Origin of the sequence: Bradyrhizobium iriomotense (assembly GCF_030160715.1) — a bacterium.
In the GTDB taxonomy this organism is placed as follows: Bacteria; Pseudomonadota; Alphaproteobacteria; order Rhizobiales; family Xanthobacteraceae; genus Bradyrhizobium; species Bradyrhizobium iriomotense.
Map to the genome: position 1 here is coordinate 105,810 of NZ_BSOW01000020.1, position 24,750 is coordinate 130,559.

At 64.8% G+C, this 24,750-nt stretch carries 26 protein-coding genes; 16 read left to right on the forward strand and 10 right to left on the reverse strand.

Annotated features, from left to right (window positions below; all coding sequences use genetic code 11):
• Positions 1-262 precede the first annotated feature (262 nt).
• Entirely contained in the window at positions 263-631 is a 369-nt protein-coding gene (locus QQL28_RS26985; RefSeq protein WP_284270347.1) for a GFA family protein, read from the forward strand.
• Between the two features lie 56 nt (positions 632-687).
• Here the strand turns inward: QQL28_RS26985 and QQL28_RS26990 are convergent, their stop codons facing one another.
• Positions 688-930: a DUF1127 domain-containing protein gene (locus tag QQL28_RS26990; protein ID WP_284270349.1), complete on the reverse strand. Its 243-nt coding sequence runs from the start codon at positions 928-930 to the stop codon at positions 688-690.
• Between the two features lie 146 nt (positions 931-1,076).
• Positions 1,077-1,847, reverse strand: coding sequence for an exodeoxyribonuclease III (locus QQL28_RS26995; protein WP_284270350.1), 771 nt, complete (start codon positions 1,845-1,847; stop codon positions 1,077-1,079).
• A gap of 41 nt (positions 1,848-1,888) precedes the next feature.
• Here QQL28_RS26995 and QQL28_RS27000 point away from each other — a divergent pair, with 41 nt between their 5' ends.
• Positions 1,889-2,107 (forward strand): cysteine rich repeat-containing protein, encoded by a 219-nt coding sequence (locus tag QQL28_RS27000; protein ID WP_284270351.1) that lies wholly within the window; start codon positions 1,889-1,891, stop codon positions 2,105-2,107.
• 248 nt (positions 2,108-2,355) lie between these two features.
• On the opposite strand, the gene alr is transcribed toward QQL28_RS27000, so the two are convergent.
• Both alr and QQL28_RS27010 read right to left on the reverse strand, forming a co-directional pair.
• Positions 2,356-3,645, reverse strand: coding sequence for an alanine racemase (gene alr / locus QQL28_RS27005; RefSeq protein ID WP_284270440.1), 1,290 nt, complete (start codon positions 3,643-3,645; stop codon positions 2,356-2,358).
• Positions 3,646-3,691: 46 nt separating this feature from the next.
• Positions 3,692-5,203, reverse strand: coding sequence for a replicative DNA helicase (locus QQL28_RS27010; RefSeq protein WP_284270352.1), 1,512 nt, complete (start codon positions 5,201-5,203; stop codon positions 3,692-3,694).
• Positions 5,204-5,809: 606 nt separating this feature from the next.
• Here QQL28_RS27010 and QQL28_RS27015 point away from each other — a divergent pair.
• Together QQL28_RS27015 and QQL28_RS27020 are read left to right on the forward strand one after the other, a co-directional pair.
• On the forward strand, positions 5,810-6,031 hold the full coding sequence (locus QQL28_RS27015) for a transcriptional regulator (protein ID WP_284270353.1): 222 nt from the start codon (positions 5,810-5,812) through the stop codon (positions 6,029-6,031).
• Positions 6,032-6,290: 259 nt separating this feature from the next.
• Positions 6,291-7,349 carry a hypothetical protein gene (locus QQL28_RS27020; protein WP_284270354.1) on the forward strand — a complete coding sequence of 353 codons (1,059 nt, stop codon included), beginning with the start codon at positions 6,291-6,293 and terminating at the stop codon, positions 7,347-7,349.
• A gap of 143 nt (positions 7,350-7,492) precedes the next feature.
• Here the strand turns inward: QQL28_RS27020 and rplI are convergent, their stop codons facing one another.
• The 4 genes from rplI to rpsF form a co-directional block, all read right to left on the reverse strand.
• The gene (rplI, locus tag QQL28_RS27025) at positions 7,493-8,098 is read right to left on the reverse strand and encodes a 50S ribosomal protein L9 (RefSeq protein WP_284270355.1); all 606 of its coding nucleotides are present in this window, start codon (positions 8,096-8,098) and stop codon (positions 7,493-7,495) included.
• Positions 8,099-8,144: 46 nt separating this feature from the next.
• Complete coding sequence (locus tag QQL28_RS27030; protein ID WP_284270356.1) at positions 8,145-9,119, reverse strand: DUF2232 domain-containing protein; 975 nt, start codon at positions 9,117-9,119, stop codon at positions 8,145-8,147.
• Positions 9,120-9,247: 128 nt separating this feature from the next.
• Positions 9,248-9,487, reverse strand: coding sequence for a 30S ribosomal protein S18 (gene rpsR / locus QQL28_RS27035; RefSeq protein ID WP_212371059.1), 240 nt, complete (start codon positions 9,485-9,487; stop codon positions 9,248-9,250).
• A gap of 5 nt (positions 9,488-9,492) precedes the next feature.
• Positions 9,493-9,993, reverse strand: a complete 501-nt coding sequence (gene rpsF, locus QQL28_RS27040; RefSeq protein WP_284270357.1) for a 30S ribosomal protein S6 — start codon at positions 9,991-9,993, stop codon at positions 9,493-9,495.
• A 507-nt stretch (positions 9,994-10,500) separates the two neighbouring features.
• Here rpsF and QQL28_RS27045 point away from each other — a divergent pair.
• Both QQL28_RS27045 and QQL28_RS27050 read left to right on the forward strand, forming a co-directional pair.
• Entirely contained in the window at positions 10,501-11,205 is a 705-nt protein-coding gene (locus tag QQL28_RS27045; protein ID WP_284270358.1) for a TetR/AcrR family transcriptional regulator C-terminal domain-containing protein, read from the forward strand.
• 3 nt (positions 11,206-11,208) lie between these two features.
• Positions 11,209-12,234 carry a fatty acid desaturase family protein gene (locus QQL28_RS27050; protein ID WP_284270359.1) on the forward strand — a complete coding sequence of 342 codons (1,026 nt, stop codon included), beginning with the start codon at positions 11,209-11,211 and terminating at the stop codon, positions 12,232-12,234.
• On the opposite strand, the gene QQL28_RS27055 is transcribed toward QQL28_RS27050, so the two are convergent.
• Positions 12,231-13,478, reverse strand: coding sequence for a GGDEF domain-containing protein (locus QQL28_RS27055; protein ID WP_284270360.1), 1,248 nt, complete (start codon positions 13,476-13,478; stop codon positions 12,231-12,233). The two genes, QQL28_RS27050 and QQL28_RS27055, sit on opposite strands and share 4 nt — an antisense overlap.
• Before the next feature lie 298 nt (positions 13,479-13,776).
• Between QQL28_RS27055 and fabD the strand changes: the two genes are divergently transcribed.
• From fabD to gmk, 7 genes are all read left to right on the forward strand, one after another.
• Complete coding sequence (fabD, locus tag QQL28_RS27060) at positions 13,777-14,748, forward strand: ACP S-malonyltransferase (RefSeq protein WP_284270361.1); 972 nt, start codon at positions 13,777-13,779, stop codon at positions 14,746-14,748.
• Between the two features lie 10 nt (positions 14,749-14,758).
• Positions 14,759-15,496 carry a 3-oxoacyl-[acyl-carrier-protein] reductase gene (gene fabG, locus QQL28_RS27065; protein ID WP_284270362.1) on the forward strand — a complete coding sequence of 246 codons (738 nt, stop codon included), beginning with the start codon at positions 14,759-14,761 and terminating at the stop codon, positions 15,494-15,496.
• A 310-nt stretch (positions 15,497-15,806) separates the two neighbouring features.
• Positions 15,807-16,046 (forward strand): acyl carrier protein, encoded by a 240-nt coding sequence (locus QQL28_RS27070; RefSeq protein ID WP_027522576.1) that lies wholly within the window; start codon positions 15,807-15,809, stop codon positions 16,044-16,046.
• 105 nt (positions 16,047-16,151) lie between these two features.
• Complete coding sequence (gene fabF, locus QQL28_RS27075; protein ID WP_284270363.1) at positions 16,152-17,417, forward strand: beta-ketoacyl-ACP synthase II; 1,266 nt, start codon at positions 16,152-16,154, stop codon at positions 17,415-17,417.
• Positions 17,418-17,530: 113 nt separating this feature from the next.
• Positions 17,531-18,799, forward strand: a complete 1,269-nt coding sequence (gene mltG / locus QQL28_RS27080) for an endolytic transglycosylase MltG (protein WP_284270364.1) — start codon at positions 17,531-17,533, stop codon at positions 18,797-18,799.
• A gap of 125 nt (positions 18,800-18,924) precedes the next feature.
• Positions 18,925-19,812 carry a YicC/YloC family endoribonuclease gene (locus QQL28_RS27085; protein WP_284270365.1) on the forward strand — a complete coding sequence of 296 codons (888 nt, stop codon included), beginning with the start codon at positions 18,925-18,927 and terminating at the stop codon, positions 19,810-19,812.
• Between the two features lie 3 nt (positions 19,813-19,815).
• Positions 19,816-20,475, forward strand: a complete 660-nt coding sequence (gene gmk, locus QQL28_RS27090; protein WP_284270366.1) for a guanylate kinase — start codon at positions 19,816-19,818, stop codon at positions 20,473-20,475.
• On the opposite strand, the gene QQL28_RS27095 is transcribed toward gmk, so the two are convergent.
• Positions 20,408-21,565, reverse strand: coding sequence for a hypothetical protein (locus QQL28_RS27095; protein WP_348522525.1), 1,158 nt, complete (start codon positions 21,563-21,565; stop codon positions 20,408-20,410). The genes gmk and QQL28_RS27095 overlap by 68 nt on opposite strands.
• A gap of 406 nt (positions 21,566-21,971) precedes the next feature.
• Here QQL28_RS27095 and QQL28_RS27100 point away from each other — a divergent pair, with 406 nt between their 5' ends.
• The 3 genes from QQL28_RS27100 (at position 21,972) to QQL28_RS27110 (ending at position 24,722) form a co-directional block, all read left to right on the forward strand.
• Complete coding sequence (locus tag QQL28_RS27100; RefSeq protein WP_284270370.1) at positions 21,972-23,285, forward strand: ATP-binding protein; 1,314 nt, start codon at positions 21,972-21,974, stop codon at positions 23,283-23,285.
• A 126-nt stretch (positions 23,286-23,411) separates the two neighbouring features.
• The gene (locus tag QQL28_RS27105) at positions 23,412-23,918 is read left to right on the forward strand and encodes a helix-turn-helix domain-containing protein (RefSeq protein ID WP_284270371.1); all 507 of its coding nucleotides are present in this window, start codon (positions 23,412-23,414) and stop codon (positions 23,916-23,918) included.
• Between the two features lie 42 nt (positions 23,919-23,960).
• Positions 23,961-24,722 (forward strand): hypothetical protein, encoded by a 762-nt coding sequence (locus QQL28_RS27110; protein ID WP_284270372.1) that lies wholly within the window; start codon positions 23,961-23,963, stop codon positions 24,720-24,722.
• Positions 24,723-24,750: the final 28 nt, after the last annotated feature.

A 24,750-nucleotide genomic window follows, 5' to 3' on the forward strand; every position in this document is an offset into this window, starting at 1 on the left:
CTCACTCTCGTGTCCCGGCCGCGCTGCAACGCCCTTAGCGTTGCGGCGCAGAGCCGGGACTCATCCTGCACGCGTTCCTCTCGGAAGCGTGGGCCCCGGCTCTGCAGCGCACCGTTGAGGAAACGCTGCGCTGCGTCCGGGGCACGAGAGCGGGATCCGGTTTCCCGATTCAACTTTCAAACAGCAGCACATGCTGACAGCATGTTGGCAGCAGGGCTCGGCTACGACCATCTCCTGCCATTTTCGAAACGAGGAGCGGGTCATGCCGGTCGAGGGAAGCTGCCATTGCGGCGAGACGGTGTTCGAGGTCACGGAGGCCCCCGTCAGCATAACGCGCTGCACCTGTTCGCTCTGCGCCAAGCGCGGGGCACTATGGGCCTATTACACGCCGGCGCAGTTCCGCCTGCTCTCTCCGCAAGAGAACGTCGCGACCTATCAATGGGGCAGTCGCACCGTCAAGCATCATTATTGCGCGAGCTGCGGCTGCGGCACCTATTCGGAGTCGCCGGACTGGTCGACCGGCAAGCCCGACTTCGACAATCCCAAGGTCGCGATCAACGCGCGCCTGTTCGACGATTTCGATCTCGATGCGGTGCCGGTGAACGTGATCGACGGCAAGAATTTGTGGTGACTGCGCGTACTCGCAAGTGCGTTAGTTGAGACTTTTTCGGCGGCGCGCAGTCTTGTTCACGGCGGGAGGACGGCGCCGCGCGGGTCGGAGGCGCGATTGGAGGAGACGTAGTCGATCTCGCCGCGCCCGATGCCGAAATCGAGCAGCTCCCGGTCACTCAGACCAGCTAACTTGGCGCGCAACGTCTCGCGTGTGCGCCATTCGACAAACGCAGCGCGGCAATGGGCGAGGACTGCGAAGCCGAGCCGCCCAGTCGCGGTATTCCGCCGTGACTCGAATACGTTAAAGGCCGTTGTCATCGGGATATCTCCCGGCGTTGTTTCGCTCGGGGCAGGATGCCCGGACACGGCAAGGCACGCTTGACAGCCGGCTTACATTTTCCTTACCGGCGGCTTATTTTTTCGCGTCAGTTGGCAGGGGGGCGCCCACCCAGGGGTTCATTCGTCTATTTCAGCACGATCCACGCCGGCGCGTGATCGCTGGCGCGGTCCTCGCCGCGGACTTTCTTGTCCACGCTCGCCTTAATCAGCCGCGGCGCAAGCATCGGGCTTAGCAGCAAATGATCGAGGCGCAAACCAGCATCGCGCGGCCAGCGGTTCCGCTTGTAGTCCCAGAAGGTGTAGATGCGCTTCTCAGGATGCAGCTCACGGATGGCATCGCACCAGCCTTGTGTGATCAGTGAGGCAAAGGCCGCGCGGCTCTTGGGCTGGATCAGGGCGTCCTTGTCCCAGGATCTCGTCGGATAGATGTCGAGCGCGGTCGGGGCGACGTTGTAGTCGCCGGCGAGCACGACCGGCAGGTCCTGTTTGAGAAAGGTCTTCGCGTGGCGCTTCAGGCGCGCGAACCAGTCGAGCTTGTAGTCGAATTTCGGTCCGGGCTGCGGGTTGCCATTCGGCAAATAGATGCTTGTGACGATGATGCCGCGCACGGCGGCCTCGATGTAGCGCGCCTCGATGTCGTCAGCGTCGCCGGGCAAGCGGTCGCGGGTCAACACGGGCTCGGCATTGCGCGCGAGAATGGCGACGCCGTTCCAGGTCTTCTGTCCGCGCCAGACCGCGCCGTAGCCGGCTTTCTCGATCGCAGCGCGCGGGAACTCGCGATCGCTTGCTTTCAACTCCTGCAATGCCACGATTTCGGGCTTCGCCGCGCGCAGCCAGGCCAACAAATTCGGCAGGCGGCGATTGATATTGTTGATGTTGAATGTCGCAATCTTCATGTAGAGCTAACCGGCTTCTGCCTTCCGTATCCGGAGATACAATGTCCAAGTTGAGCTTTGCCGCTATCGTCGTCGCCGTCGCGTTCTCCGGTGTCGCTTCGGCACAATCGTCCGATCCGCGCGGCGCGTGCAAGGCGGACTATGACAAATTCTGCGCGGGCATCGCCCCCGGCGGCGGCAAGATCATCGCCTGCCTCAATGCCAAGCGCGATCAACTCAGCGCGTCTTGCAAGACCGCGCTGGATAGCCGAAAGAAGTAGGCCTCGTGTTCCGGACGCGGTGCAGCGTGTAACGCTGCTCCACAGAGCAGCGATCCATTTTACCAGAAGCACTGGGCCCCGGCCCAGCAGCGCATTACGCCGCGAAGAGCGGCGCACTGCGCTGCGTCCGGGGCACGAGATCTCTGTCTAAAGCATGATCCGGAAAAGTGTGAAGCGGTTTTCCGAAAAGATCATGCGCAAACAACAACCTAAAGCGCGATGACGATTCATCCTAATCTCATCGCGCTTTAGCCCGGCAGTGGCGGCGGGCTTGCCGGCTGCTCCAATGGCGGCGGCGCGGGTGGCTCGGCGGCAGGCGTCGCGGCAGGCTGCGCGAGGACCGGCTGTTCGACCGGCGCTTGTGCATTGCCGCCCTTGTAGACGCGGGCATAGCGTTGGCCGAGGCTCGTCAGCACCTCGTATCCGATTGTGCCGAAATGATGCGCGAGCTCGTCGACGGTGATGCCTTCGCCGAGCAGCGTCGCCATGTGGCCGCGCCGCACCGCGTTCGGCGGCAGATCGGTGATGTCGATCGCGATCAGATCCATGGAGACGCGGCCCGCGACCGGACAGCGCTTGCCGGCGACGATCACCTCGGCGCCGCGGGTGCCGTCATTGGAGCTGGCGGCGCGGAAGTAGCCGTCGGCATAGCCGACCGCGATGATCGCGAGCTTCGTTGGGCGCCGCGCCGTCCAGGTGCCGCCATAGCCGACGCTCTCGCCGCGCTCGATGTTGCGGATCTGCACGATGCGGGCCTTGAGATCGACCACCGGCTGCATCGGATTGTCGGCCTCCGGCGTCGGGTTGACGCCGTAGAGCGCTGCGCCCGGCCGCACCAGCTCGAACTGGAAGGGGGCGCCCAGGAAGATCCCGGACGAATTGGCGAGCGCCGCAGGCACGCCCGCGAATTCGCTCGCGATGGCGCGGAAGGCCGCGAGCTGTTTTGCGTTGACCTGGCTGTTGAGCTGTTCGGCGGAGACCAGATGGCTCATCACCAGTGTAATGCCGTGATCGCCGGCATGGATGCGCGGGATGATGGCCTGCGCCTCCTGAAGCGTCAGCCCGAGCCGGTTCATCCCGGTGTCGATGTGGATGGCAGCGCCTCCGGTCCAGCCCGTGCGGCGGCAGAACACGTCCCATTCGGCGAGCTCGTTGAGATCGCCGATCACGGGGCGGCAGTCGATCTTGGCGTAATGCTCGCCGGTGTTCTGGAAATAGCCGCCAAGCACGTAGATCGTCGCGGTCGGCACCGCCGCGCGCGCGGTGCGCGCTTCCTCGATCGTCGCGACGAAAAAGGTCTTGCAGCCCGCCTTGTGCAGGGCGCGCGCCACCGGCTCAGTGCCGCAGCCATAGGCGTCGGCCTTGATCACGGCGGCGCATTCGGCCGGCACCGCGGTCTTCTCGAGCTTGCGCCAATTGGCGACGACCGCGTCGAGGTCGACAGTGAGCACGCCGCCATAGGCGGCGAGCGCCGCGGCCTGGTTGGCATCCGCGGAGAGGAGGCCGTTTTGCGGGATGTGGTTCGGATCGGACGCCATTGTCATGGCGTCGTTTTACGCAAGGGGCCGCTCTGGTTCAAGGAACTCAGTAGTCGCTGCCGCTACGAGCCGGCAGCTGACTGTCAGGTGCGAGGTCTCCGAACCGCGTGACTGAGGCTTCGAACGCCAAATCGACGGTGCCGGTCGGGCCGTGGCGCTGCTTGCCGATGATGACCTCGGCCTTTCCGTGCGCAAGACTCATGTCAAGCTGCCACTTTTCGTGTTCAGGCGTGCCTGGGCGGGGCTCCTTCATCGCGAGGTAATATTCCTCGCGGTAAACGAACAGCACGACGTCGGCGTCCTGCTCGATTGATCCGGATTCACGCAAGTCGGAGAGTTGCGGCCGTTTGTCGTCGCGGGATTCGACCTGGCGTGAGAGCTGGGACAGCGCGATGACGGGAACGTTGAGCTCCTTGGCGAGCGCCTTCAGACTGGTTGTGATCTCCGTGATTTCCTGCACGCGGCTGTCACTGGCGCGCTTGCCCGAGCCCGAGAGCAGCTGGATGTAGTCGATTACGAGCAGGTCGAGGCCCTTCTGTCGCTTCAGCCGGCGCGCGCGCGCCATTAATTGCGAGATCGACAGGCCACCAGTCGCGTCGACATAGAACGGCAGCGATTGCAGCTCGATCGAGACTTCCCGGATCTTCTCGAAATCGGCCTCCGAGATGCCACCGCGGCGGATGTGGGAGGAGGGAACGCCCGTGCGCTCGGCCACGATACGCGTGGCAAGCTGGTCGGCCGACATTTCGCAGGAGAAGAAGCCGATCACGCCGCCATTGGCGGCCTTCGTGGTGCCGTCGGCCTGGAGTTCCGGAACGTAGGCTCGTGCGACGTTGTAGGCGATGTTGGTCGCAAGCGAGGTCTTGCCCATGCCGGGACGGCCCGCGACGATGATGAGGTCGGAGTGCTGCAGGCCACCCATCTTGGTGTCGAGATCGCGCATGCCGGTCGAGATGCCGGACAGCTTTCCGTCGCGCTGGAACGCCTTTGCCGCGAGGTCGACCGCAACCGCCAACGCTTGCGAGAATTTTTGGAAGCCACCGTCATAGCGGCCGGACTCGGCCAGTTCGTAAAGCTTTCGCTCGGCGTCCTCGATCTGCGCCCGCGGCTGGAAATCGACCGGGGCGTCATAGGCCACATTGACCATGTCCTCGCCGATGCCGATCAGGTCACGCCGCAACGATAGGTCGTAGACGGTACGGCCATAGTCCTGGGCGTTGATGATGGTGGTTGCTTCCGCCGCGAGCCGCGCCAGATATTGCCCGATGGTCATGCCGCCGACGTCGGTATCGGCGGGCAGGAACGTCTTCAGCGTCACCGGGGTGGCGATCTTGCCCATCCGGATCAGGCTGCCGGCGGTCTCGAAGATCGTCTGGTGCAGCGGCTCGAAGAAGTGCTTGGGCTCGAGGAAGTCGGAGACGCGGTAGAAGGCGTCGTTGTTGACCAGAATGGCGCCCAGAAGGCTCTGTTCCGCCTCGATGTTGTGCGGTGCGCTCCGGTAGGCGGGGGTTCCGGCATCGGGCGCGAGTTTCAGGACGGTGGAATCAGTCAGAGCCATCGATCGTTTCGTACTTTTTCGTTGCGAGCGCGGGCCGGGGATAAAGCGCTTCTCTCCGACGCAGTGAAAGCGCCCGCATGCCTTATGCCCGATTCACACAACGCCGTGTGTGAATCGTCTCGTCGCGCGTTGTCAACGCTTGACGGTTGCTGCTGCGCCGACGGCCGAGTCTTCGCACCGCTGCCTGGTGGAAATGTGAGGAGCTTGAAGGGGTTCGCCGGGTTTATGGCAGCGGGCTCCGTCCGCCTCGGACGGGCCGCGGAAAAATCCGGATGATGTGAACCTTATATGTCGGCGCGCAGACCAAATTTGCAGGCGCGCATCATGCGGCGCACTGGCCGGCCGACTGTTTAGACGATCAGGAGGTAGACCAGCGCAACCAGGGCGGCGGCAACGCCGGTGGCGATCAACGCATAGTCGGTACGGAGATCGTCCTGCACGTCGAAGGAGGTTTGGATCTTCTTGCTCATGGTGACGGTCTAGGACAATTCCGACCACCACTTTGTGAAGCAGATCACAGAAGCCCGGATTCTTTCGGGTGAGCTTGGAACGAGCCGGCGGGCAGGGAATTAATCCGATTCGCGGCCGTCAGGAGACGAGGCGACGATGCGGCAGAAGCTGCAGACATTGCATCAGGCTTGGCATCAGGCTTGGAAAAGCGAGGCAGGCAGCCGGATCTGGCTGTCGGCGCTGATTGCTGCCATGGAGGACGCTTCCCGCCCGGAACCTGAGCGGTCCAAGCTGCCGGCCGAGACTCTGGCGCAGTTCCGTGCGCAGCTCGCGCTGCCGGTCTCGCGACTCTATCCAGCCTCGCGCCTGCGCCACTAGCCTTTATTTTCATTTTTCGCCCGCCAGCTTCAGCCTCGGCTTGCTGCCGATCTCCAGGCCGCGCAGCTGCGCCTCCTCATGGGCGAGGCCGGTTCAGGACCTGCTATTGCGTTGTGTTCAAAGCCGATATTCGCAAAACGCGCGATCACATCCTTGCGTCATGAGCGCGCTTCCAATTGCAGCGCAATCGGATAAAAGGTGACCCGCCGCCGGCGCCGCCTGACGCGCGCCGGCCGGCAGTTTCAATGGAGATGACGGGATGTCGAGCCGTGCGCTCAGCCTCGCGACGGTGTTGCTTCTGATTGGCCTTGGCGCTCCAGAGGCGGCGTTTGCGCAGGCGACGAACCTCGAGGCCGGCAAGAGCCCGTCCCAGATCTTCGCCCAGACCTGCAATGCCTGCCACAAGTCGCCTCGTGGGCTGCTCAAGTCGGTGCCGCCGGGCTCGCTGCCGGGCTTTTTGCGCCAGCACTACACCACGAGCTCCGACATGGCGGGCGTGCTCTCCTCCTACCTCGTCTCCAACGGAGCGACCGACGCGCGCTATCAGGCCAAGGACGGCAAGGACAAGAAGGACGGCGCCAAGGAGAAGGACAAGGAGAAGGAGGCCAATTCCAGCGCCACGCAACAGCCCGAGCATCCCAGCCGGCGTCAGCGTCAGGACGCGGCGAAGCCTGACGGTGAAAGCGCTCCGGCGTCCGAGACCGGCCGCGCGGGTTCGAGGCGGATGGCGCGGCCGAGCGAAGAGGGTGCGAAGGACGGTGCCAAGCCCGATGGCCAGGCGACCAGTGACCGCAGCCCCGAGGGCCGCAAGTCCAAGCAGCGTCTGAGCAAGCGCGGCAAGCCCGAGCCCGAGGAAGCTCCGAAGGCTGATGCGCCCAAGGGCGAAACGCCCAAGGAGATGCCTGCCGCAGCCGAGGACAAGAAGAGCGAGCCCAAGAACGATACAAAGAACGACAGCGCCAAGATCGATACCGATACCAAGCCCGACAGCGCAAAGGATAAGCCGGCGGAGAAGCCGGCCGATAAGCCCGAGAGCGCCAAGGTCGAGCCTTCGACCAGCCAGAGCCCCGCGCTGCGGTCCGATCCGGTGCCGCAGGTGACGCCGGCTCCGCCGGCCTCTGCGAAACCGGCCGAGGCTGCGCCTGAGCAGAAGCCGGCCGACACCGCGGCGAAGCCCGCCGATGCCTCTTCAAACGGCAGCGGCGCCTCTGCACCAGCGGCGGCCAAGCCCCAGGACGCGCCGCCGGCTGCGACCGCGACCGCCCCGCCGGCTCCGGCCGAGCCGTCCGGCTCGCCGACCCCGCCGATCTCCCGCTAGAGAGACGTTCATTTCGTCACTGCACCGGAGGCTGCTCATCGCGGCCTCCGCGTCGTCGCGATGCTGAGCGAGGACGTCGCGGCCAAAACGAAAAGCCCGGCCGCATAGGCGGCCGGGCCTCCGTTTGGCGCGTGAGCGCGGGCTTACTTCTCGGTTTCTTCCACAGCCGGAGCCGGCTGCACGTCGTCGTGCTGGGCTTCCGGATCGAAGAACTCGCCGGCGGCGGCGATCGCCTCGGCGGCGGCGTCGCGGTCCTCGTTGCGGGTCGAGATGTCCTCGCCGCGGTTGATGCGCTCGGCTTCTTCCTGGCTGCGCGCAACCGTCACGGTGACCTCGATCTCGACCTCCGGGTGGACGGCGATCGTGATGGTGTGCTTGCCGATGGTCTTGATCGGCGCGTCGAGCTGCACCTGCGGACGGGCGAGCGAAACGCCATCGGCCTCGAACGCCATGACGACGTCGCGCACGGTGACCGACCCGAACAGCTGGCCGGCCTCCGAAGCCTGACGGATCACGACGATGTTTCTGCCCGCGATCTTCTCGGCGACCTTGGACGCCTCGCCCTTGGCCTGGAGGTTGCGCACCTCGAGCTCGGCCTTCATGCCGTCATACTTGGCGCGGTTGTCGGCGGTGGCGCGCAGCGCCTTGCCGCGCTTGAGCAGGAAATTGCGGGCATAGCCGTCGCGAACCTTCACGACTTCGCCCATCTGGCCGAGCTTGGCGACGCGTTCCAGCAAAATGACTTCCATAATCGTTCTCCTTTTGAAGTGCTGTGAGTTGGGATTTGAGTTGGACTTAAGGGGTTGGCAGTGGCGGTGGCCGGTTGCGCAGGAAGCGCTCGCGGAAACCGAAGACGGCATCGGCAAGCCCCAGCGCGATCATCGCGATCACGGGCCATCCGAGCACGACGACGACGGCGTAGGTCGAGCCGAGCCAGAACGCGCGGCTCTTCAGCGCAAGCGTCAGCGTATGCAGCACGGCGAAGCCGGTCACCGCATAGGCCATCATCAGTGCCGCCGTGATGATCTGCGCGGCGATCGCCATCAGCCCGCCGGCGAAGCAGAAGGCGATGGCGATACACAGCACCGCGAGCGTCACCGACGGCAGCTCGGCGGTCATCAGCGCGGGCCAGGGACGGCGTAGCCGTCCCGACGTCGCCGTCACCTTGGCCGAGAGCCAGAGGTTGAGGGTGAGCGTCATCATCGAAACGATGGTGGCGACGGCCGGTGCGACGGTCACCAGCGCATCGATGAATTGGTCGGCATCGCCGGAGACCTGCGGATCGGCCGAGCGGAGGATGCGCATCAAGCCGCGGCGCAGCGAGGTCGTGATGCCTTCGGCGTCGCTGCCGAGCGTGAGCAGCGCCGCGATCGTGATCAGCGCGGCAAAGCCGGCGATCCAGAGCAGGATTCGCCCGACCGGAAACCATTCGATCTCGGGTTCGGCCGGCAACTCTGTGCCCGCGGTGATCACGGCGGGCGTAGTATGGCGGCCGAGCAGCACGAGATGGCCGAGCCACCAGGCCGGCAGCGCGACCGTGACGGCGAAGGCGAGGCAGTAGGGCAGGCCGAAAATGGCGCCGAGGCCGATCGCAGCGGCGATGCCGCCGAGGCTCGCATGTAGCGGCCCCCAGCCGATCGCGGCGACCATCAGCGGCAGGGGCGAGAGGTAGAACAGGACGAGCGAGATCAGCGCGCGCGAGACGATCGAGGCGAACATCAGCGCCGACGCAGCGCCGGCGATCAGGGCAATGAGTGCAAGTGCCATCATCAGCTGTCCCGCTCCCTTCGAGCGGTTAGAGGCGTTTCGCCCCAACCATCGGCAACCGGACGACCCGGAAGCCTTATGAGAAGAAAAAGAAGCGACCGGCGGCGTGTCGCCGCCAGTCGAAATTCGTCTTAGCGGATCACGTAGGGCAAGAGGCCGAGGAACCGCGCGCGCTTGATGGCGCGGGCGAGCTCACGCTGCTTCTTGGCGGACACGGCGGTGATGCGGCTCGGCACGATCTTGCCGCGCTCGGAGACGTAACGCATCAACAGCTTGGAGTCCTTGTAGTCGATCTTCGGCGCATTGGTGCCCGTGAACGGGCAGCTCTTGCGGCGACGGAAAAACGGACGGCGTGCACCAGCTTCAGCCATTGATCTTACTCCGCATCCGTCGTGGTGGTTTCAGCTTCGTCGCGCGGGCGACGCGGGCCGCGGTCACCGCGGAAGCCGCCTTCGCGGTCGCCACCACGGAAACCGCCTTCGCGGTCGCCGCGGAAGCCGCCTTCACGCTCGCCGCGGAATCCACCGCCGCGGTCATCGCGCTCGCGGTCACGGTCGGCCTTGCGCATCATCGCGGAGGGACCTTCCTCCAGCTCCTCGACGCGGACGCTGAGATAGCGGATCACGTCTTCGCTGATGCGCTCCTGGCGCTCGATCTCGGCGATCGCCGCGGACGGCGCGTCGATGTTGAGCAGCACGAAGTGCGCCTTGCGATTCTTGTTCATGCGGTAGGTGAGGGAGCGCACGCCCCAGTTCTCGGTCTTGGTGACCTTGCCGCCGAGACCCTCGACGATACCGGTCATCTGGGTCGTCAACTCTTCAACCTGCTGCGGGCTCGCGTCCTGACGCGCGAGAAAGACATGCTCGTAAAGAGGCATGGAAGTCCTTTCCTCATGTTGGCGCTTCACCCGGCGTCAAGCCCTTCGAGGCCTTCGGAAAGGACTCGGACTTAAGCTCAGAAGGCGGAAACACGGGACGACGGGCCGACTGGCCCTGCCACATCAAAATCACCACATCAAAATGAAGGGTGTGAATTTGCTGAGACCGTCCGTTCAGCTCCCGGCCGGGGTCTGCGGATGGCGCGCTTTATACGGATTTTGGCGGCCTTGGCAAGGTTCGGGGAGCAGGTTTCGGGAATGCGCGCAGACGGAGGGCACATGGCGGGTTCCGGCAGGGGAACACCGGACTCGTACGGAATCCCCTGAAGTTACAGAAAGTTGTAGGCTTTTTCTTGCCGGGGCTGAATTTCATCTCGAAACCATTTTTACCGGCAAGGGGCCGCTCCTGAGCGGCCCCTTTCGATTCCAGAGCAATCCAAAGCTGCACGCTCCTCTGCCTTGATTTATTTGTTTGTATGTCATACAAATAAATGACGGGAGGAGCCGATGGCCAAATCTGTCAGAGGTCCGGTGGATGCGCCGGCGGGCGACCCCAAGCATGCTGCCCGGGCCACCCGCTCGGCGGGCCGCAAGATGCGCTCGCTGCTGCTCGATGCGGCCAGTCCTTTGTTCAAGGAGCAGGGGCTGTCCGGGACATCGATTTCCGACATCGCGACCGCCGCGAACGCATTCCCGAGCCAGATCACTTATTACTTCCGCACCAAGGAGGCGCTGTTCGTCGAATGCGCCTGCCGCGACCTGCTGTATCTGGCGCGCGCCACCGAGCAGGCGGCGTTGAAGGCGCACACGCCGCAGGCCTACACGCACGCGCTGACGCAGACGGTGACGGCGACCGATTCGGTGGCCTTCTTCGTCGAAGCGCTGACGCTGACGCGGCGGCGACAGGATCTCGCGCCGCTGGTCGAGCGCACCATCGAGCGCCTGCATGCCGAGGGTGCGCGCGCCTACGCTGCCCAGGTCGAGCGCCACGGCTGGCGGACGTTGCGCGCGCCCGACGAGAGCTCGCGCAGGTTCTGGGCGGTGGCGATCGGCGTCATCGTGGAAGGCTACGCGATGGGCCGCTCGGCGGATGAGCTGTGCGCGGAGATGCTGCGCGTGCTCGGCGAGCAGGCGAAATCGGCGAGCGATACGTCGCGCCTGCGGCTCGTCGACCATCGCGACGCATCAACACCATCGGACGGGGAGAGCTAGGCCATGACCGCGCTTCGCATGCGTGCCCGCGATTTCCTGACCGAGGACCAACTCGTCGATGTGCGTGAGCGCGTCACCTGGAAGGGCGCAGCACTGATCGTGCACGCCTGGGCGCTGATCGCGGCTGCGATCGCGCTGGTGGCGTGGTGGCCCAATCCGCTGACCTATATTCTCGCGGTCGCGATCATCGGCTCACGCCAGCTGGGCCTCGCGATCCTCATGCATGACGGCGCGCATGGCTGTCTGTCGCCGGATGAAAAGACCAATCTGGCGCTCAGCCAATGGTTCTGCGCCTATCCGCTGTTTGCGGAGACGCGCAGCTATCGCCGCTATCATTTGCAGCACCACGCGCGCACCCAGCAGGAGGACGATCCCGATCTCGTGCTGTCGGCGCCGTTCCCGATCACCAAGCTGAGCTACCGCCGCAAGTTTATCCGTGATCTCACCGGACAGACCGGCTACCAGCAGCGTAAGGCACAACTGTTCAGTGCGCTCGGCCCGAAGGATTGGCCGTGGTCGCAGCGCGCCGCGCATTTCTGGGAGCAGCTCGGGCCGCAATGCCTCACGAATGCGCTTCTGTTTGCGGTGCTCGCGGCCGCCGGCGTGTGGTGGGCCTATCCGTTGCTATGGCTGGTGCCGCTCCTGACCTGGATGATGGTGATCACCCGCATCCGCAACATCGCGGAGCATGCCGTCGTGCCCGACAGCAGCGATCCCTTGCGCAACACCCGCACCACGCATGCCAATTTTCTCGAGCGGCTGTTCATCGCGCCCTACTACGTGAACTACCACCTCGAGCATCATCTGCTCTTCTATGTGCCCTGCTACAATTTGCCGAAGGTACATCGCCTGCTCTGCGAAAGCCGGCATGCCGGCCGCATGGAGGTGCAGCCGAGCTATCTTGCCGTGCTGCGGCTCGCCACCGCCAAGCCTGATCAAGAGGATCGCCCCGGGCAGCTCGTGAACAGCGCGCGGCGCGCGAGGGCCGGGGTCAAAGTCGACGCCAACCAACAGGCTGGCGGTTTCTAGCAGGCGAGCGCCGGAGCTCGCGCCGCAGGGACGAGCGGCACCACTTCGGTGATCTCTTCGATGCCGGACGCGTGAATCACGAAGCCGCCCTTGCCGCGGCGCTTGGCCTCGTACATCGCACGGTCGGCCGCGCTCAGCAGTTCATCGGCGGTCACGCCGTCGCGTGGCGCCGATGCGAGACCGATGCTGGCTCCGACGCGGGCGGCTGGTGCGAACTCGAACGGCTCCGAGACGCGCGAGATGATCCGCTGCGCGACGAGAGCTGCTTCGCCGTCGGTGATGTGGGGCAGCAGCACGACGAATTCGTCGCCCCCGAGGCGGCACACGAAATCGACGTCGCGCACGCTGGCACGCAGGCGCTTGGCCACTGCGACGAGGACAGCATCGCCGGCAGCATGCCCGAACCTGTCGTTGACGCCCTTGAAGCCGTCGAGATCGACACAGAACACGGTGAGCTTCGAGGCTTGTGACGTTGCCTCCGGCCACGGGCCGTCGAGCAGCTCGGCGAAGAGCTTCAAATTGAAGGCGCGGTTGGGCAGACCGGTGAGCAGGTCGTGATGGGCCATCAGGCGATTGTTGCGCTCGGAGTGATGGAGCTCGAGCAGGATCTTGTGATTTTCCAGCAGCAGGAAGATCATTCCTGCGGTGTAGACCGGCGTCTGCACGCCGATGACGAACAGAAACGGGATTGGCGACAGGATCGTGGCGAGCGCGAAGGGCAGCGTCAGGATGCAAATCATCAGAATTCCGTAACGCGGGGTCCCGGCGTTGCGTGAGGCAATTCCACCGACCAAGTTTGCAAGCCCGATGCCTGCCATCAGGATCAGCAGCCACATGCCCGAAGCGACACATTGATAACAGCCGGCGGAAATCAGGACGGTGGCCGTCAGTCCGGCCCAGATAGGTGTGCCGTTCGCAGAGGACGGGTCCGAACTCGCCCGCGTGACGGCCTTCATCATCAGATAGAGCCGTGTGGAGCCGAGGACGACTTCCGCTGCCACCCAGGCATAGGCCCATATCGCGCCGGTCAGCGCAGCGGAGAGCGATGCGATCAAGAGGGACGCCAGCACGGCCACGACGAGCGTCCTGGTCTTGTTCGTTCTCTGCTGAAGCAACTCGCTGTGGATGTCGTCGGGCTGCCGGCTAGGACTGCTGAGCAACCAGGCGACAAAGCCTTGCCAGGGCCGATGCGGTTGCGCGGCGGCGGGCAAAGCCGTCGAAATCTGGGGGACCTGAGGTGCCATGGCGGCAACCTAGGCCGGCGGTATTGAGGGCCGCTTAAACGCGGTGGCGAAGTTCCGGACAGCGTAAACGTTTTGCCAGCGTCGGGCCTGCAGCCGGCGCGGGCGAGGCTTGGTCGGCTGGGCCTCCAGGGTGCGGTGTCCCCAACTGGCTGCCGGCCAAACGGCCCCTCGCGACTTGACATTGCGGCCCCGGTCAGTGTCTACGGCCCCCTTTGGAGCATGATCGGGAACAACGGCCCGCGCCCGGCGTAGATTGGCCGCCCGATCCTGACGAGGCTCAGCAAGCCAGGGAGCGCCGATGACGGCAGCATTCACATTTCCGGGGCAGGGGTCCCAGGCGGTCGGCATGGGCAAGGCCCTGGCCGACGCCTTTCCTGCGGCCCGCGCCGTGTTCGACGAGGTCGATGCCGCGCTTGGGGAAAAGCTTACGGCGACCATCTGGGACGGCCCGGCGGAGACCCTCCAGCTCACCGAAAACGCCCAGCCGGCGCTGATGGCGGTCTCGCTCGCCACCCTGCGCGTGCTGGAGGCCGAGGCCGGATTTTCCGTGGGGCGGGATGCGGCCTTCGTCGCGGGGCACTCGCTCGGTGAATATTCGGCGCTGGCCGCGGCCGGGAGCCTGACGATTTCCGATACCGCGCGGCTGCTGCGCACCCGCGGTCTCGCAATGCAAAAGGCCGTCCCGGTCGGCGCCGGCGCGATGGCCGCGCTGCTCGGCCTCGACTACGAGGCGGCGATCGAGGTCGCCAATGAGGCGGCACAGGGCCAGGTTTGCCAGGCCGCCAACGACAATGGCGGCGGTCAGGTGGTGGTCTCCGGCGACAAGGCGGCGGTCGATCGCGCGGTCGAGATCGCCAAGGGCAAGGGCGCCAAGCGCGCGATGCTGTTGCCGGTGTCCGCGCCGTTCCATTGCAAACTGATGCAGCCGGCCGCCGACGCGATGGCCGAGGCGCTCTCCAAGGTCACGATCAAGGCGCCCGCAGCGCCGCTGGTGTCCAACGTGCTGGCGAGCGCCATCACCGATCCCGACGAGATCCGCCGCCGCCTGGTCGAGCAGGTCACGGGCACGGTGCGCTGGCGCGAGTCGGTGACCTATATGGCCGGCCAGGGCGTGACGCGTTTCTTCGAGATCGGCGCGGGCAAGGTGCTGACCGGTCTCGTCAAGCGCATTGCCGACGGTGCCGTTGGCGTCGCCGTCGGCGGGCCGAACGATATTACCGCTGCCAAGGATGCCTTGAAGGATGCCTTGGCTGCCGCGAAGCAGGGGTGAGGAGCTTTTCATGTTCGATCTGACTGGCAGGAAGGCGCTCGTCACCGGCGCGACCGGCGGCATCGGCGGCGCGATCGCGCTGGCGCTGCACGCGCAGGGCGCCACGGTCGCGATTTCGGGGACACGGAAAGAGGTGCTGGACGAGTTGGCAGGCAAGCTCGGCGAGCGCGTGCACGTGCTGCCCTGCAATCTCTCCAAGGCCGACGAGGTCGAGGCGCTGGTGCCCGCGGCGGAAGCTGCGATGGGGCAGGTCGATATCCTCGTCGCCAATGCCGGCATCACGCGCGACAATCTCTTCGTGCAGCTTCGCGACGAGGACTGGGAGGAGGTCATCAACGTCAACCTCACCGCGACTTTCCGTCTCGCGCGCGCCGCGACCAAGCTGATGATGCGCAAGCGCTTCGGCCGCATCATCGCGATCACCTCGGTGGTCGGCGTCACCGGCAATCCCGGGCAGGGCAATTACACCGCGTCGAAAGCGGGTCTGATCGGCATGATCAAGACGCTCGGCGCCGAATATGCCAAGCGTGGCGTGACCGCGAACTGCATCGCGCCCGGCTTCATCAAGACGCCGATGACGGATGCGCTCAACGACAAGCAGCGCGAGACGATTCTGACCAAGGTTCCGGCCGCCCGGCTGGGAACGCCGGAGGATATTGCTGCAGCTGCGGTCTATCTCTCTTCGACCGAAGCGGGCTACGTCACCGGCCAGACCATCCACGTCAATGGCGGCATGGCCATGATCTGAACGTAATCCGGCCGGCCGAGCGCCGGGCGGACCGGATGTGGCAAACGGCCGTTTTCGAAGCGAATTGAGGCTTGTAGTCAAGGCAATTGAAGTATGATAACCGGACCTTCAACGGATGGGCAAAGAACGCCATTGCAGGTTTTTGAAACCCTGTATATTGGCGATGCGGTGCCTTGGCCGTCGTTCGCCGGGCCCTGCATCGGCTAGGATGGGGCCAAATCAAGTTCGTACGCAAAGGCAGTAAAACGACCACGACGGCTCGTATCGTCCCGGGGGGTCGGGTCTACAGGGAACAACACGAGGTTAAGCAATGAGTGACATTGGCGAACGGGTTAAGAAGATCGTGGTCGAACACCTTGGTGTTGAGCCCGAGAAGGTTATCGACAGCGCGAGCTTCATTGATGACCTCGGCGCCGACAGTCTGGACACCGTCGAGCTGGTGATGGCGTTCGAAGAAGAGTTCGGTTGCGAGATCCCGGACGACGCTGCGGAAACGATTCTCACCGTCGGCGACGCGACCAAGTTTCTCGAGAAGAACGCGAAGAGCTAAGGCTCCAAAATCCGCGGTCGGACCACGAAACCGGACGGATCGCGCCTGCGGTCCACCGGTTTCTTATTATCGGCCGCGAGTCCTTGAGAACCGGAGTTTTGGGATATGAGACGAGTCGTCGTCACGGGCCTCGGCATGGTGTCGCCACTCGGCTGCGGTGTCGAACCGACCTGGCAGCGTATCCTGAACGGCGAGAGCGGGGCGCGCAAGATCGAGACTTTCGACGTCTCCGATCTGCAAACCAAGATCGCCTGCGTCGTGCCGCGCGGCGACGGTTCGAACGGCACTTTCAATCCCGACCAGTGGATGGAGCCGAAGGACCAGCGCAAGGTCGACGACTTCATCATCTTCGCCATGGCTGCGGCGACGCAGGCGCTCAACGATGCCAACTGGCACCCCGAGAGCGAAGAGGACAAGTGCGCGACCGGCACCCTGATCGGCTCCGGCATCGGCGGCCTCAACGGTATCGCGGAGACTGCAATCCTGCTGAAGGAGCGCGGGCCGCGCCGGGTCTCGCCCTTCTTCATTCCGGGCCGGCTGATCAATCTCACCTCCGGTTACGTCTCGATCGAGCACGGGCTGAAGGGGCCGAACCATTCCGTGGTCACGGCCTGTTCGACCGGTGCGCATGCGATCGGTGACGCCGCCCGCCTGATCGCGCTCGGCGATGCCGACGTCATGGTCGCCGGCGGCGCGGAATCGCCGATCAGCCGCATCGGCATCGCCGGCTTCAACGCGGCGCGCGCGCTTTCGACCGGCTTCAACGAGACGCCCGAGAAGGCCTCGCGCCCCTACGACAAGGACCGCGACGGTTTCGTGATGGGCGAGGGCGCCGGCGTCGTGATCCTCGAAGAGATCGAGCACGCGAGGCGCCGCGGCGCGAAGATCTATGCCGAGGTGATCGGCTACGGCCTGTCGGGCGATGCCTATCACATCACCTCACCATCTCCGGATGGAGACGGCGGCTTCCGCAGCATGTCGGCCGCCTTGAAGCGCGCCGGGCTGACGCCGTCCGATCTCGACTACATCAACGCGCATGGCACCTCGACGCCGGTCGGCGACGAGATCGAGCTCGGCGCGGTGGAGCGGCTGCTCGGCAACGCGGCGTCCAGGGTGGCGATGTCCTCGACCAAATCCTCGACCGGGCATCTGCTCGGTGCTGCAGGCGCCATCGAGGCGATCTTCGCCATGCTCGCGATTCGCGATAACATCGCGCCGCCGACCATCAACCTCGATCACCCGTCGGTCGAAACCGCGATCGATCTCGTGCCGCAGTCGGCGAAGAAGCGCGAGATCAACGTGGCGTTGTCGAATTCCTTCGGTTTTGGCGGTACCAATGCATCGGTGATCGTCAGGCGCCTGGCCGATTAGCCTGCGTTTGAGACGAATTCACCGTTTTGCCTAAGTCATAGTTGCGGGCGTGTGCTATTAGCCGGGCAGACGATTGTCAGGCTGCGATTGAACCGGCAGGATTCAGGTTTTCGATGAGTGAAAGGCCGCCCATTTCGCCCCGAAGTCCGCGCGCTGCGCTGGAGCCTGAACAGGTCCCGCCGCCGCCGAAGCGGTCGGACCGCGCGCGCAATCCCTTCGTGGTGGTCGGCAACGCCATCATCACCATCCTCCTGATCGCGATGCTCGGGGCCGGCGCGGTCTATTATTACGGCCGGCAGGTGCTCGAGGCGTCGGGGCCGCTCCAGGAAGACAAGATCGTCAACATCCCCGCGCGTGCGGGCAAGCGCGACATCGCCGACACGCTGAACAAGGAAGGCGTCACCGACGTCAATCCCTGGATCTTCATCGCCAGCGTGTTCGCGCTGAAGGCAAGCTCGGACCTGAAGCCCGGCGAATATTCGTTCCAGAAGAACGCTTCCTTACGCGACGTCATCGCCACCATCGTCGAAGGCAAGGTGGTGCAGCATGCGGTGACGATTCCCGAAGGCCTGACCTCCGAGCAGATCGTGGCGCGGCTGACGGACAACGATATCTTCACCGGCAGCGTGCGCGAAGTGCCGCGTGAGGGCACGCTGCTACCGGAGACCTACAAGTTCCCGCGCGGCACCACGCGCGAGCAGGTGGTCCAGCGCATGCAGCAGGCGCACAAGCGCGTGCTCGCGGAAATCTGGGAGCGCCGCAGCCAGGACATTCCGATCAAGACGCCGGAGCAGCTGGTGACGCTTGCCTCGATCGTCGAGAAGGAGACCGGCAAGCCCGACGAGCGCAGCCGGGTCGCGGCCGTGTTCGTCAATCGCTTGAAGCAGAAGATCAAGCTGCAGTCCGATCCGACGATCATCTATGGTCTCGTCGGCGGCAAGGGCACGCTCGGCCGCCCGATCAAGCGCAGCGAGATCACCCAGCCCTCGCCCTACAACACCTATGTGATCGACGGCCTGCCGCCGGGGCCGATCTCCAATCCCGGCCGTGCCTCGCTGGAGGCCGCTGCCAATCCGGCCCGCACCCGCGACCTCTATTTCGTCGCCGACGGCAGCGGCGGCCACGCCTTCACCGAGACCTACGACGCGCACCAGAAGAACGTCGCGAAACTGCGCGCGATGGAGAAGCAGATCCAGAACGACACGGTCGAGCCGGCCGATGACGCCCAGGCGCCGGCGGCGGCCGCGCCCGCCGACACCGCCCCGACCGCGACCACCAAGCCGCCGGCCCAGCAGAAGAAGCCGCCCGCGACGCGCCCGGCCAATCCTGCCCCGGCCCGCCAGGGAGCCGCCCAACCTTCGCCGCCGGTTATCCAGCGCTAGGGCTGATCCGGACCCGCAGGGCCGACCTGCGGTGGTTACGGATTCCACTTTGCGGCAAAATAGTCTTAAGATTCGCGTGCCTTGATGGCCTTTGCGAATCTCATCTGTCCGGAGAAGTTGACCCGATGGCGCTGTCGTCCATGACCGGCTTTGCCCGAAGCCACGGCGCAAGCGGGCCGTATACGTTCGAATGGGAATTGAAATCGGTCAACGCCAAGGGCTTTGACCTGCGCGTGCGGCTGCCGCAGGGCTTTGACGAGCTCGAGGCCCACGCCAAGAAACGCGCCGGCGAGGTTTTGTCGCGCGGCACGGTCTACGCCAATCTCAACGTCAAGCGCACCAACGCCGCGGCGACCGTGCGGATCAACGAGGACGTGCTCTCAGCCGTGCTGAAGGCCGCCTCGCAGATAGCTGGCAAGGTCGACGCGGTGGCGCCGAGCATCGACGGCCTTTTGGCCATCAAGGGCGTCATCGAGGTCGCCGAGCCCGAAGGCAACGAGGACGAGGACAAGGCGGCGCGCACCGCTGCGGCCGAAGCCTTCGACAGGGCGCTCGCTGAGCTCGTCGACATGCGCAAGCGCGAGGGCACCTCGCTCGGCCAGATCCTGACCCAGCGCGTGGACGAGATCGAAGGCCTGGCGAAGAAGGCGGAAGCCGCACCCGGCCGCAAGCCGGAGGCGATCAAGGCGAAGCTCGCCGAGCAGATCGCGACGCTGCTCGACACCTCCGATCGCTTCGATTCCGATCGCCTGATGCAGGAAGCGATCCTGATCGCGACCAGGGCTGATATCCGCGAGGAGCTCGACCGCATCGCGTCCCATGTCGCGCAGGCGCGCGAGTTGATCGGCAAGGGCGGCTCGATCGGGCGCAAGCTCGATTTCCTGGCGCAGGAGTTTCACCGCGAGGTCAACACCTGCTGCTCAAAGTCGAACGACATCGAGCTGACCAATACGGGGCTCGCCATGAAGAACGTGGTCGAGCAGTTCCGCGAGCAGGTCCAGAATCTGGAGTGATCGATGACGACGGGCGGTCACGGATTTGACGGTGTCGAGCGGCGTGGACTGATGTTCGTGCTGTCCTCACCCTCGGGCGCGGGCAAGACGACGTTGTCGCGGATGTTGCTCGAGCGGGAGCCTGGCCTGAAGATGTCAGTGTCGGCGACCACGCGTCAGATGCGGCCGGGAGAGGTCGACGGGCGCGATTATTTCTTCGTCGGCAAGCCCAGGTTCGAGACGATGGTGGAGCAGGGCGAACTGCTCGAATGGGCCACCGTATTTGACAATCTCTACGGGACGCCGCGTGCTCCGGTGGAGTCGGCACTGTCGGCCGGGCAGGACGTGCTTTTCGACATCGACTGGCAGGGCACACAGCAACTGCACCAGAAAGCGAGCGTCGATGTGGTTCGCGTCTTTATCCTGCCGCCGTCGGCGGCCGATCTCGAGAAGCGGCTGCATTCGCGTGCGCAGGATTCCGACGAGGTCATCCGCAAGCGGATGAGCCGGGCCAGCCACGAGATGAGCCACTGGGCCGAGTACGATTACATCGTTATCAACCACAACGTGGATGAAGCCTTCGCCGAGGTGCAGTCGATCCTGAAGGCCGAGCGCCTCAAGCGCGAGCGGCGGATTGGCCTCGTCGGGTTTGTGCGAAATCTGCAGAGCCAGCTTCAGACGTAGGCTGGTTCAACCGCGGCCCCTCACTGAGCAGGCGCTCCAGCATCGCAGTGATGTGATCGATCTCGACGCTGTCTAAACCGGGGTCGGTGGTCTCGTCGACGATCGTGTCGATGACCTCGAGCTGTCTCTCGACAGCTTCATCATCGAGCTCAAACTCGGTGTCTTCGTGCTGAGCGGCTGTGTCCTCGGGCTCGATCGTTTTGGCTTCGATGCGATTTGCGGGCGTCTCGGTTGCACTGCGGGCGTTCGCCGCAGCCGCCAGCGCCAGGCCAAAATCGACGGGCCGCGGAGCTTCCGCGCGCGAAGGACGCTCTGGACGTTGAGCGAAGGCTCCCGGCGCATCGGCCCACGGCGCGTGAGCGTTGTCCCGGCGCTGCTCCCGATTGTCCCAGTTGACCCGGCGGCGGCCCTCGTGCGTCTTAACGCGCACGCTGGCGAAGCGGTAGATCGCGCTGCCAGTGATGCCGGCGAGCGCGAGCGCGCCGGCGATGACGAGCAACAGGGTCGGTAGCGAACCGGTCGGCTTGTCAACCGGGAGGATGTTGGCGGTCGCGACCGTCACTGGGGCAGGCGAGGCAGCTGGGCTCGGGGCGGGCTGCGTGTCGGCCACAACGGTTTCGGGCGCTGGCTGCGGCGCCGGTGCCGGCGCGGCATTGGACGCGTCGGGCCAGCGCGCGGCAACAGCGGGCTGTTGCGCGCCAGCGTCGGCCACGACGGCGGAGCGCGGCGTTTCCGGAGGCGGCGTCATCGCGGCGGCCGAGGCGGGGATCGAGCCGGTTGTTTCAGGGGCGGGCGCCGGCTGCTGTTGTGTGAATTCGGCGCGCGCGTCCTGCACCGAGCGCGCGGGCGTATCCGGTTTCTGCACCGGCGCGGTCGATTGCGCGCTCTTGGCGACCTTGGCGCCTTCCTCACGCAGGTACCAGCACTTCCGCTTGGTGTCGCGTTCAAGGCGGTAGTACCAGTGCTGTCCGTCTGGTGCGGTCGCCTTGGGCGAGGTAAGGCAGTCGTCAGCCGCGCTCGCTGCGCTTTGTGCAGCCTGTCCGCTTGTTGCGCTCTGCGCACTCTGTCCGGTCGGCGCGTTCTGCGACACGGCCGCCAACGGCGCGCCGGCAAGTACGCTCGCAAACAGAGCGGATATGAACTTCGCGGTTCGGTTGCCCATCCTGGTCTCCCGGCTACGCCTTACGCAACACGTCACTGTCTCCCTTCTCGTCAAAGAGTTGGGTGGCAATGAGCCGCAAATCCGGAGAGGATGAGGCTTAAATCGGGCCCGCGCAGCGTCGGTTCCGCCGCGAAAATGAACAGTTTTCGGCTGGCCTTTGACTCGGCCTGTCAACGGAATCTCTGACCGTCGGACCGAGCTTTGGCATCCCTGGATGGTCGGGATGTCCGACGAACAATGGTTGTGTTGGCCCAATTTTCGCGGGATTTGGACAATATAGCCAATTTTGCGGAGGCCGGATGGCTGCTGTGTGCCTTCCTGACACGATGGCGGCATGGCGAGGGCGGCCCGCGAGCAAGAAGGATGCGACCCGAACTCACGAAAACAAGTCGAGGCGGACATGGTACAGGCGCAAAAGTCGACGCTCGCATCCGAGATGTTGCTGTTTCCGGAGCAACCCGCCCTGAAATCGATCTACGACACCGCACCGATCGGGCTTGCCTGCCTCTCTCCGGATTGTCGCTATCTGCAAATCAACCAGCGGCTCACCGAGATCTGCGGAATCTCCGTCGAGAACCACCTCGGCCGCTTCGTGCGGGATTGTGTTCCGGCCTTGGCCAATTCCGTTGCTCAGATCGTGCGCTCGATCATGGAAACCGGAGAGCCGGTGGTCGGAATCGAGGTGTCCGGCCAGCGAGCCGACCGGGTCGAGGAGCGCTACTGGATGACGTATTGGCATCCGTTGCGCGCGCCCAGCGGTGAGATCGTCGCGGTCAATGTCGTTGCCGAGGAGATCACCGAACGCAAGCGCGCCGAACAGGAACTGCGAGAGGCAAGGGATGCTGCCGAAACCGCGCTGCGTCGCTTGCGGGAAACCCAGGAATCGCTGGTGGAAGCTGAAAAGCTCGCGGCACTCGGCCGGATGGTTGCCGGCGTTGCACATGAGGTCAACGGTCCCGTCGGGAACAGCCTGACGATCGCCTCCACGCTTCAGCGCAAGTCCGAGGCATTCTCGTCGGAAGTTTCCAGTGGCAAGGTTCGCCGCTCGAGCCTCAGCGAATTTCTCGACCTGACGAGCGATGCGTCCGCGCAACTGGTCGCCAATCTGTCGCGCGCGGCAGAGCGGATCCAGTCCTTCAAGCAGGCCGCTCTCGATCAGGGCCAGTCTTCCCTGAGCCGCTTCAATGCCGCCGAGTTGTCGGAACAATTGCTGTCGAATCTCGATCGCGAATTGCGGCGCCAGGGCATCTCACTCGATCTCCGGCTCGAACCGGATCTTGAAATGGATAGCTACCCCGGCCTCTTCGGGCAGGTCCTGAATCACCTCGTCATGAATGCCATGACCCATGCCTATCCGGGCAATCGTGGAGGACAGGTTCGCGTTGATCTGAGATCGGCCGGCCACGATCACGTCGAACTCGTCGTTTCCGACGACGGATGCGGAATGGCGCCGGAGGTCAAGCTGCAGGCTTTCGACCCTTTCTTCACAACGCGGCGTCACCACGGAGCGACGGGTCTTGGATTGCTCGTCGTCTACAGCGTCGTCACCGAACGCCTGGGAGGCCGCATCAGGCTGGACAGCGAGCCTGGTGCGGGTACGTCGGTTAGGCTGACCCTTCCGAGATGTGCTCCCGGGCCTGTCGGCTAGCCGTCCCAGGACGGCGGGAAAGTTGCCGGATCACGATTTCGGAGCGCGGCAGTCCTGAGCACAAAATGCCTATCGGGATCGGCACGTGCGCAGTAGGCTTTTCGGGGGGATGTCGTTTGAGGGATCATGACCATGGCCCTGACCCAGCATCATTCCAACAAGACCAGCGAGCTTTCCACCTGGGTGGTGGCAGGCGAAGAGTTCGTGCTTCTCGACACCGTTCAGCCGCCTGCCCGTATCGCGATGGCGCGCGAGCGCCTGTTGCTGAGCCGTCTCTATATCGGCCTGATCCGCAGCCTCAACGACGACTATGGCGCCGACTTCGTCAGGCAGAACGACAGCGCGACTTTCCGCACCATCGGCATCTATCTGTTCCTGCGCACCGCCATGTGCGCGCCGGTGCGGGCAAGCACGGTCGCGCAGGCGCTCAAGCTGCCCCGCGCCACCGTGCTCCGGCGGCTGGAGGAGATGATCAAGCAGGGTTATGTCGAGCGCATCGGCAACGCCTATCGCGTGACCGACAAGATCAACATCCCTGATCTCCAGCAGCGCTTGCAGCAACGGATCGACATGATCCTGGAGACGGCGCGTGAGCTGTCCAGGCTCAGGGACGCCGGCGGCCCCGCGCACTGAGCGCGGCTGAACCGATTGGTCGTTTCCGCCGACCAAACCGGCATGCCCATTCTTCTCTTGCAACTCCTCGTCGCCTCCGCGAGCGTGTTCAACGTGATCCGTTTTCGGCTCGACAACCTCTTGATCGAGAGGGGGGTTGAGCTCGACCGTCTCACCCTCGCAGGGCTGGCGGTGGCTGCCATCTCGACGGCCGCCGTGCTCGTTCTCTGCTGGCGCGTGACGGCACTAACTCCGCCGCGTGCGGGACTTGCGCTTGTGCTGGTCGGGTTCACGGCCCTGTCCGGTGTCGCGCCCGGGATGATTGAATCCCGCGTCCGGGCCGTGGAGCATGCCACGCGCGAAGCCGAACAACAGCAACTGGATGATGCGTTCGCCCGCGAGCTCGTTCAGTGGACCGCTGATATCGACAGGCGCGCTGCCGCGGTTCAGCCACTCCAACCCGAGCAAGCCTGGTCGTTTGTCGATTGCATCGCCAGTGCAGGTTATCGGGACGATGGAGCCAATCCTCCCAGCGCCCAGGCGCTCGAGCTTCTGCGCAAGGCGCTTGCCGCGGGCCTGATCGACGTCAACGCAGCGGTGCTGGGTCATCGGCTCAAGGATACGGCGCCGCGGCCGCTGTTCTTGCAGTTCTACGCGGAGCGCGTCGCGCCCGTGCGCAACGTGCTGGCGCGGCAGGATTGGGAGATCATGCGCCTGCTCGCCGCCGGTGGCGCCGATCTCGCCTCGCCCGACGCGGCGCCGCTCGTCGCGGACCTTGCAAAGGCCGTGGTGGCGGGGCCGTCGCGGTTCGTCAGCTTGAAATAGCTTCGGACGCGTGCGGCCGCGACGCCAG

Bases quoted from the DNA above. Each gene is read 5' to 3' on its own strand.
- QQL28_RS26985 (WP_284270347.1), top strand. From the start codon at position 263: ATGCCGGTCGAGGGAAGCTGCCATTGCGGCGAGACGGTGTTCGAGGTC.
- QQL28_RS26990 (WP_284270349.1), bottom strand. From the start codon at position 930: ATGACAACGGCCTTTAACGTATTCGAGTCACGGCGGAATACCGCGACT.
- QQL28_RS26995 (WP_284270350.1), bottom strand. From the start codon at position 1,847: ATGAAGATTGCGACATTCAACATCAACAATATCAATCGCCGCCTGCCG.
- QQL28_RS27000 (WP_284270351.1), top strand. From the start codon at position 1,889: ATGTCCAAGTTGAGCTTTGCCGCTATCGTCGTCGCCGTCGCGTTCTCC.
- alr (WP_284270440.1), bottom strand. From the start codon at position 3,645: ATGGCGTCCGATCCGAACCACATCCCGCAAAACGGCCTCCTCTCCGCG.
- QQL28_RS27010 (WP_284270352.1), bottom strand. From the start codon at position 5,203: ATGGCTCTGACTGATTCCACCGTCCTGAAACTCGCGCCCGATGCCGGA.
- QQL28_RS27015 (WP_284270353.1), top strand. From the start codon at position 5,810: ATGCGGCAGAAGCTGCAGACATTGCATCAGGCTTGGCATCAGGCTTGG.
- QQL28_RS27020 (WP_284270354.1), top strand. From the start codon at position 6,291: ATGTCGAGCCGTGCGCTCAGCCTCGCGACGGTGTTGCTTCTGATTGGC.
- rplI (WP_284270355.1), bottom strand. From the start codon at position 8,098: ATGGAAGTCATTTTGCTGGAACGCGTCGCCAAGCTCGGCCAGATGGGC.
- QQL28_RS27030 (WP_284270356.1), bottom strand. From the start codon at position 9,119: ATGATGGCACTTGCACTCATTGCCCTGATCGCCGGCGCTGCGTCGGCG.
- rpsR (WP_212371059.1), bottom strand. From the start codon at position 9,487: ATGGCTGAAGCTGGTGCACGCCGTCCGTTTTTCCGTCGCCGCAAGAGC.
- rpsF (WP_284270357.1), bottom strand. From the start codon at position 9,993: ATGCCTCTTTACGAGCATGTCTTTCTCGCGCGTCAGGACGCGAGCCCG.
- QQL28_RS27045 (WP_284270358.1), top strand. From the start codon at position 10,501: ATGGCCAAATCTGTCAGAGGTCCGGTGGATGCGCCGGCGGGCGACCCC.
- QQL28_RS27050 (WP_284270359.1), top strand. From the start codon at position 11,209: ATGACCGCGCTTCGCATGCGTGCCCGCGATTTCCTGACCGAGGACCAA.
- QQL28_RS27055 (WP_284270360.1), bottom strand. From the start codon at position 13,478: ATGGCACCTCAGGTCCCCCAGATTTCGACGGCTTTGCCCGCCGCCGCG.
- fabD (WP_284270361.1), top strand. From the start codon at position 13,777: ATGACGGCAGCATTCACATTTCCGGGGCAGGGGTCCCAGGCGGTCGGC.
- fabG (WP_284270362.1), top strand. From the start codon at position 14,759: ATGTTCGATCTGACTGGCAGGAAGGCGCTCGTCACCGGCGCGACCGGC.
- QQL28_RS27070 (WP_027522576.1), top strand. From the start codon at position 15,807: ATGAGTGACATTGGCGAACGGGTTAAGAAGATCGTGGTCGAACACCTT.
- fabF (WP_284270363.1), top strand. From the start codon at position 16,152: ATGAGACGAGTCGTCGTCACGGGCCTCGGCATGGTGTCGCCACTCGGC.
- mltG (WP_284270364.1), top strand. From the start codon at position 17,531: ATGAGTGAAAGGCCGCCCATTTCGCCCCGAAGTCCGCGCGCTGCGCTG.
- QQL28_RS27085 (WP_284270365.1), top strand. From the start codon at position 18,925: ATGGCGCTGTCGTCCATGACCGGCTTTGCCCGAAGCCACGGCGCAAGC.
- gmk (WP_284270366.1), top strand. From the start codon at position 19,816: ATGACGACGGGCGGTCACGGATTTGACGGTGTCGAGCGGCGTGGACTG.
- QQL28_RS27100 (WP_284270370.1), top strand. From the start codon at position 21,972: ATGGCGAGGGCGGCCCGCGAGCAAGAAGGATGCGACCCGAACTCACGA.
- QQL28_RS27105 (WP_284270371.1), top strand. From the start codon at position 23,412: ATGACCATGGCCCTGACCCAGCATCATTCCAACAAGACCAGCGAGCTT.
- QQL28_RS27110 (WP_284270372.1), top strand. From the start codon at position 23,961: ATGCCCATTCTTCTCTTGCAACTCCTCGTCGCCTCCGCGAGCGTGTTC.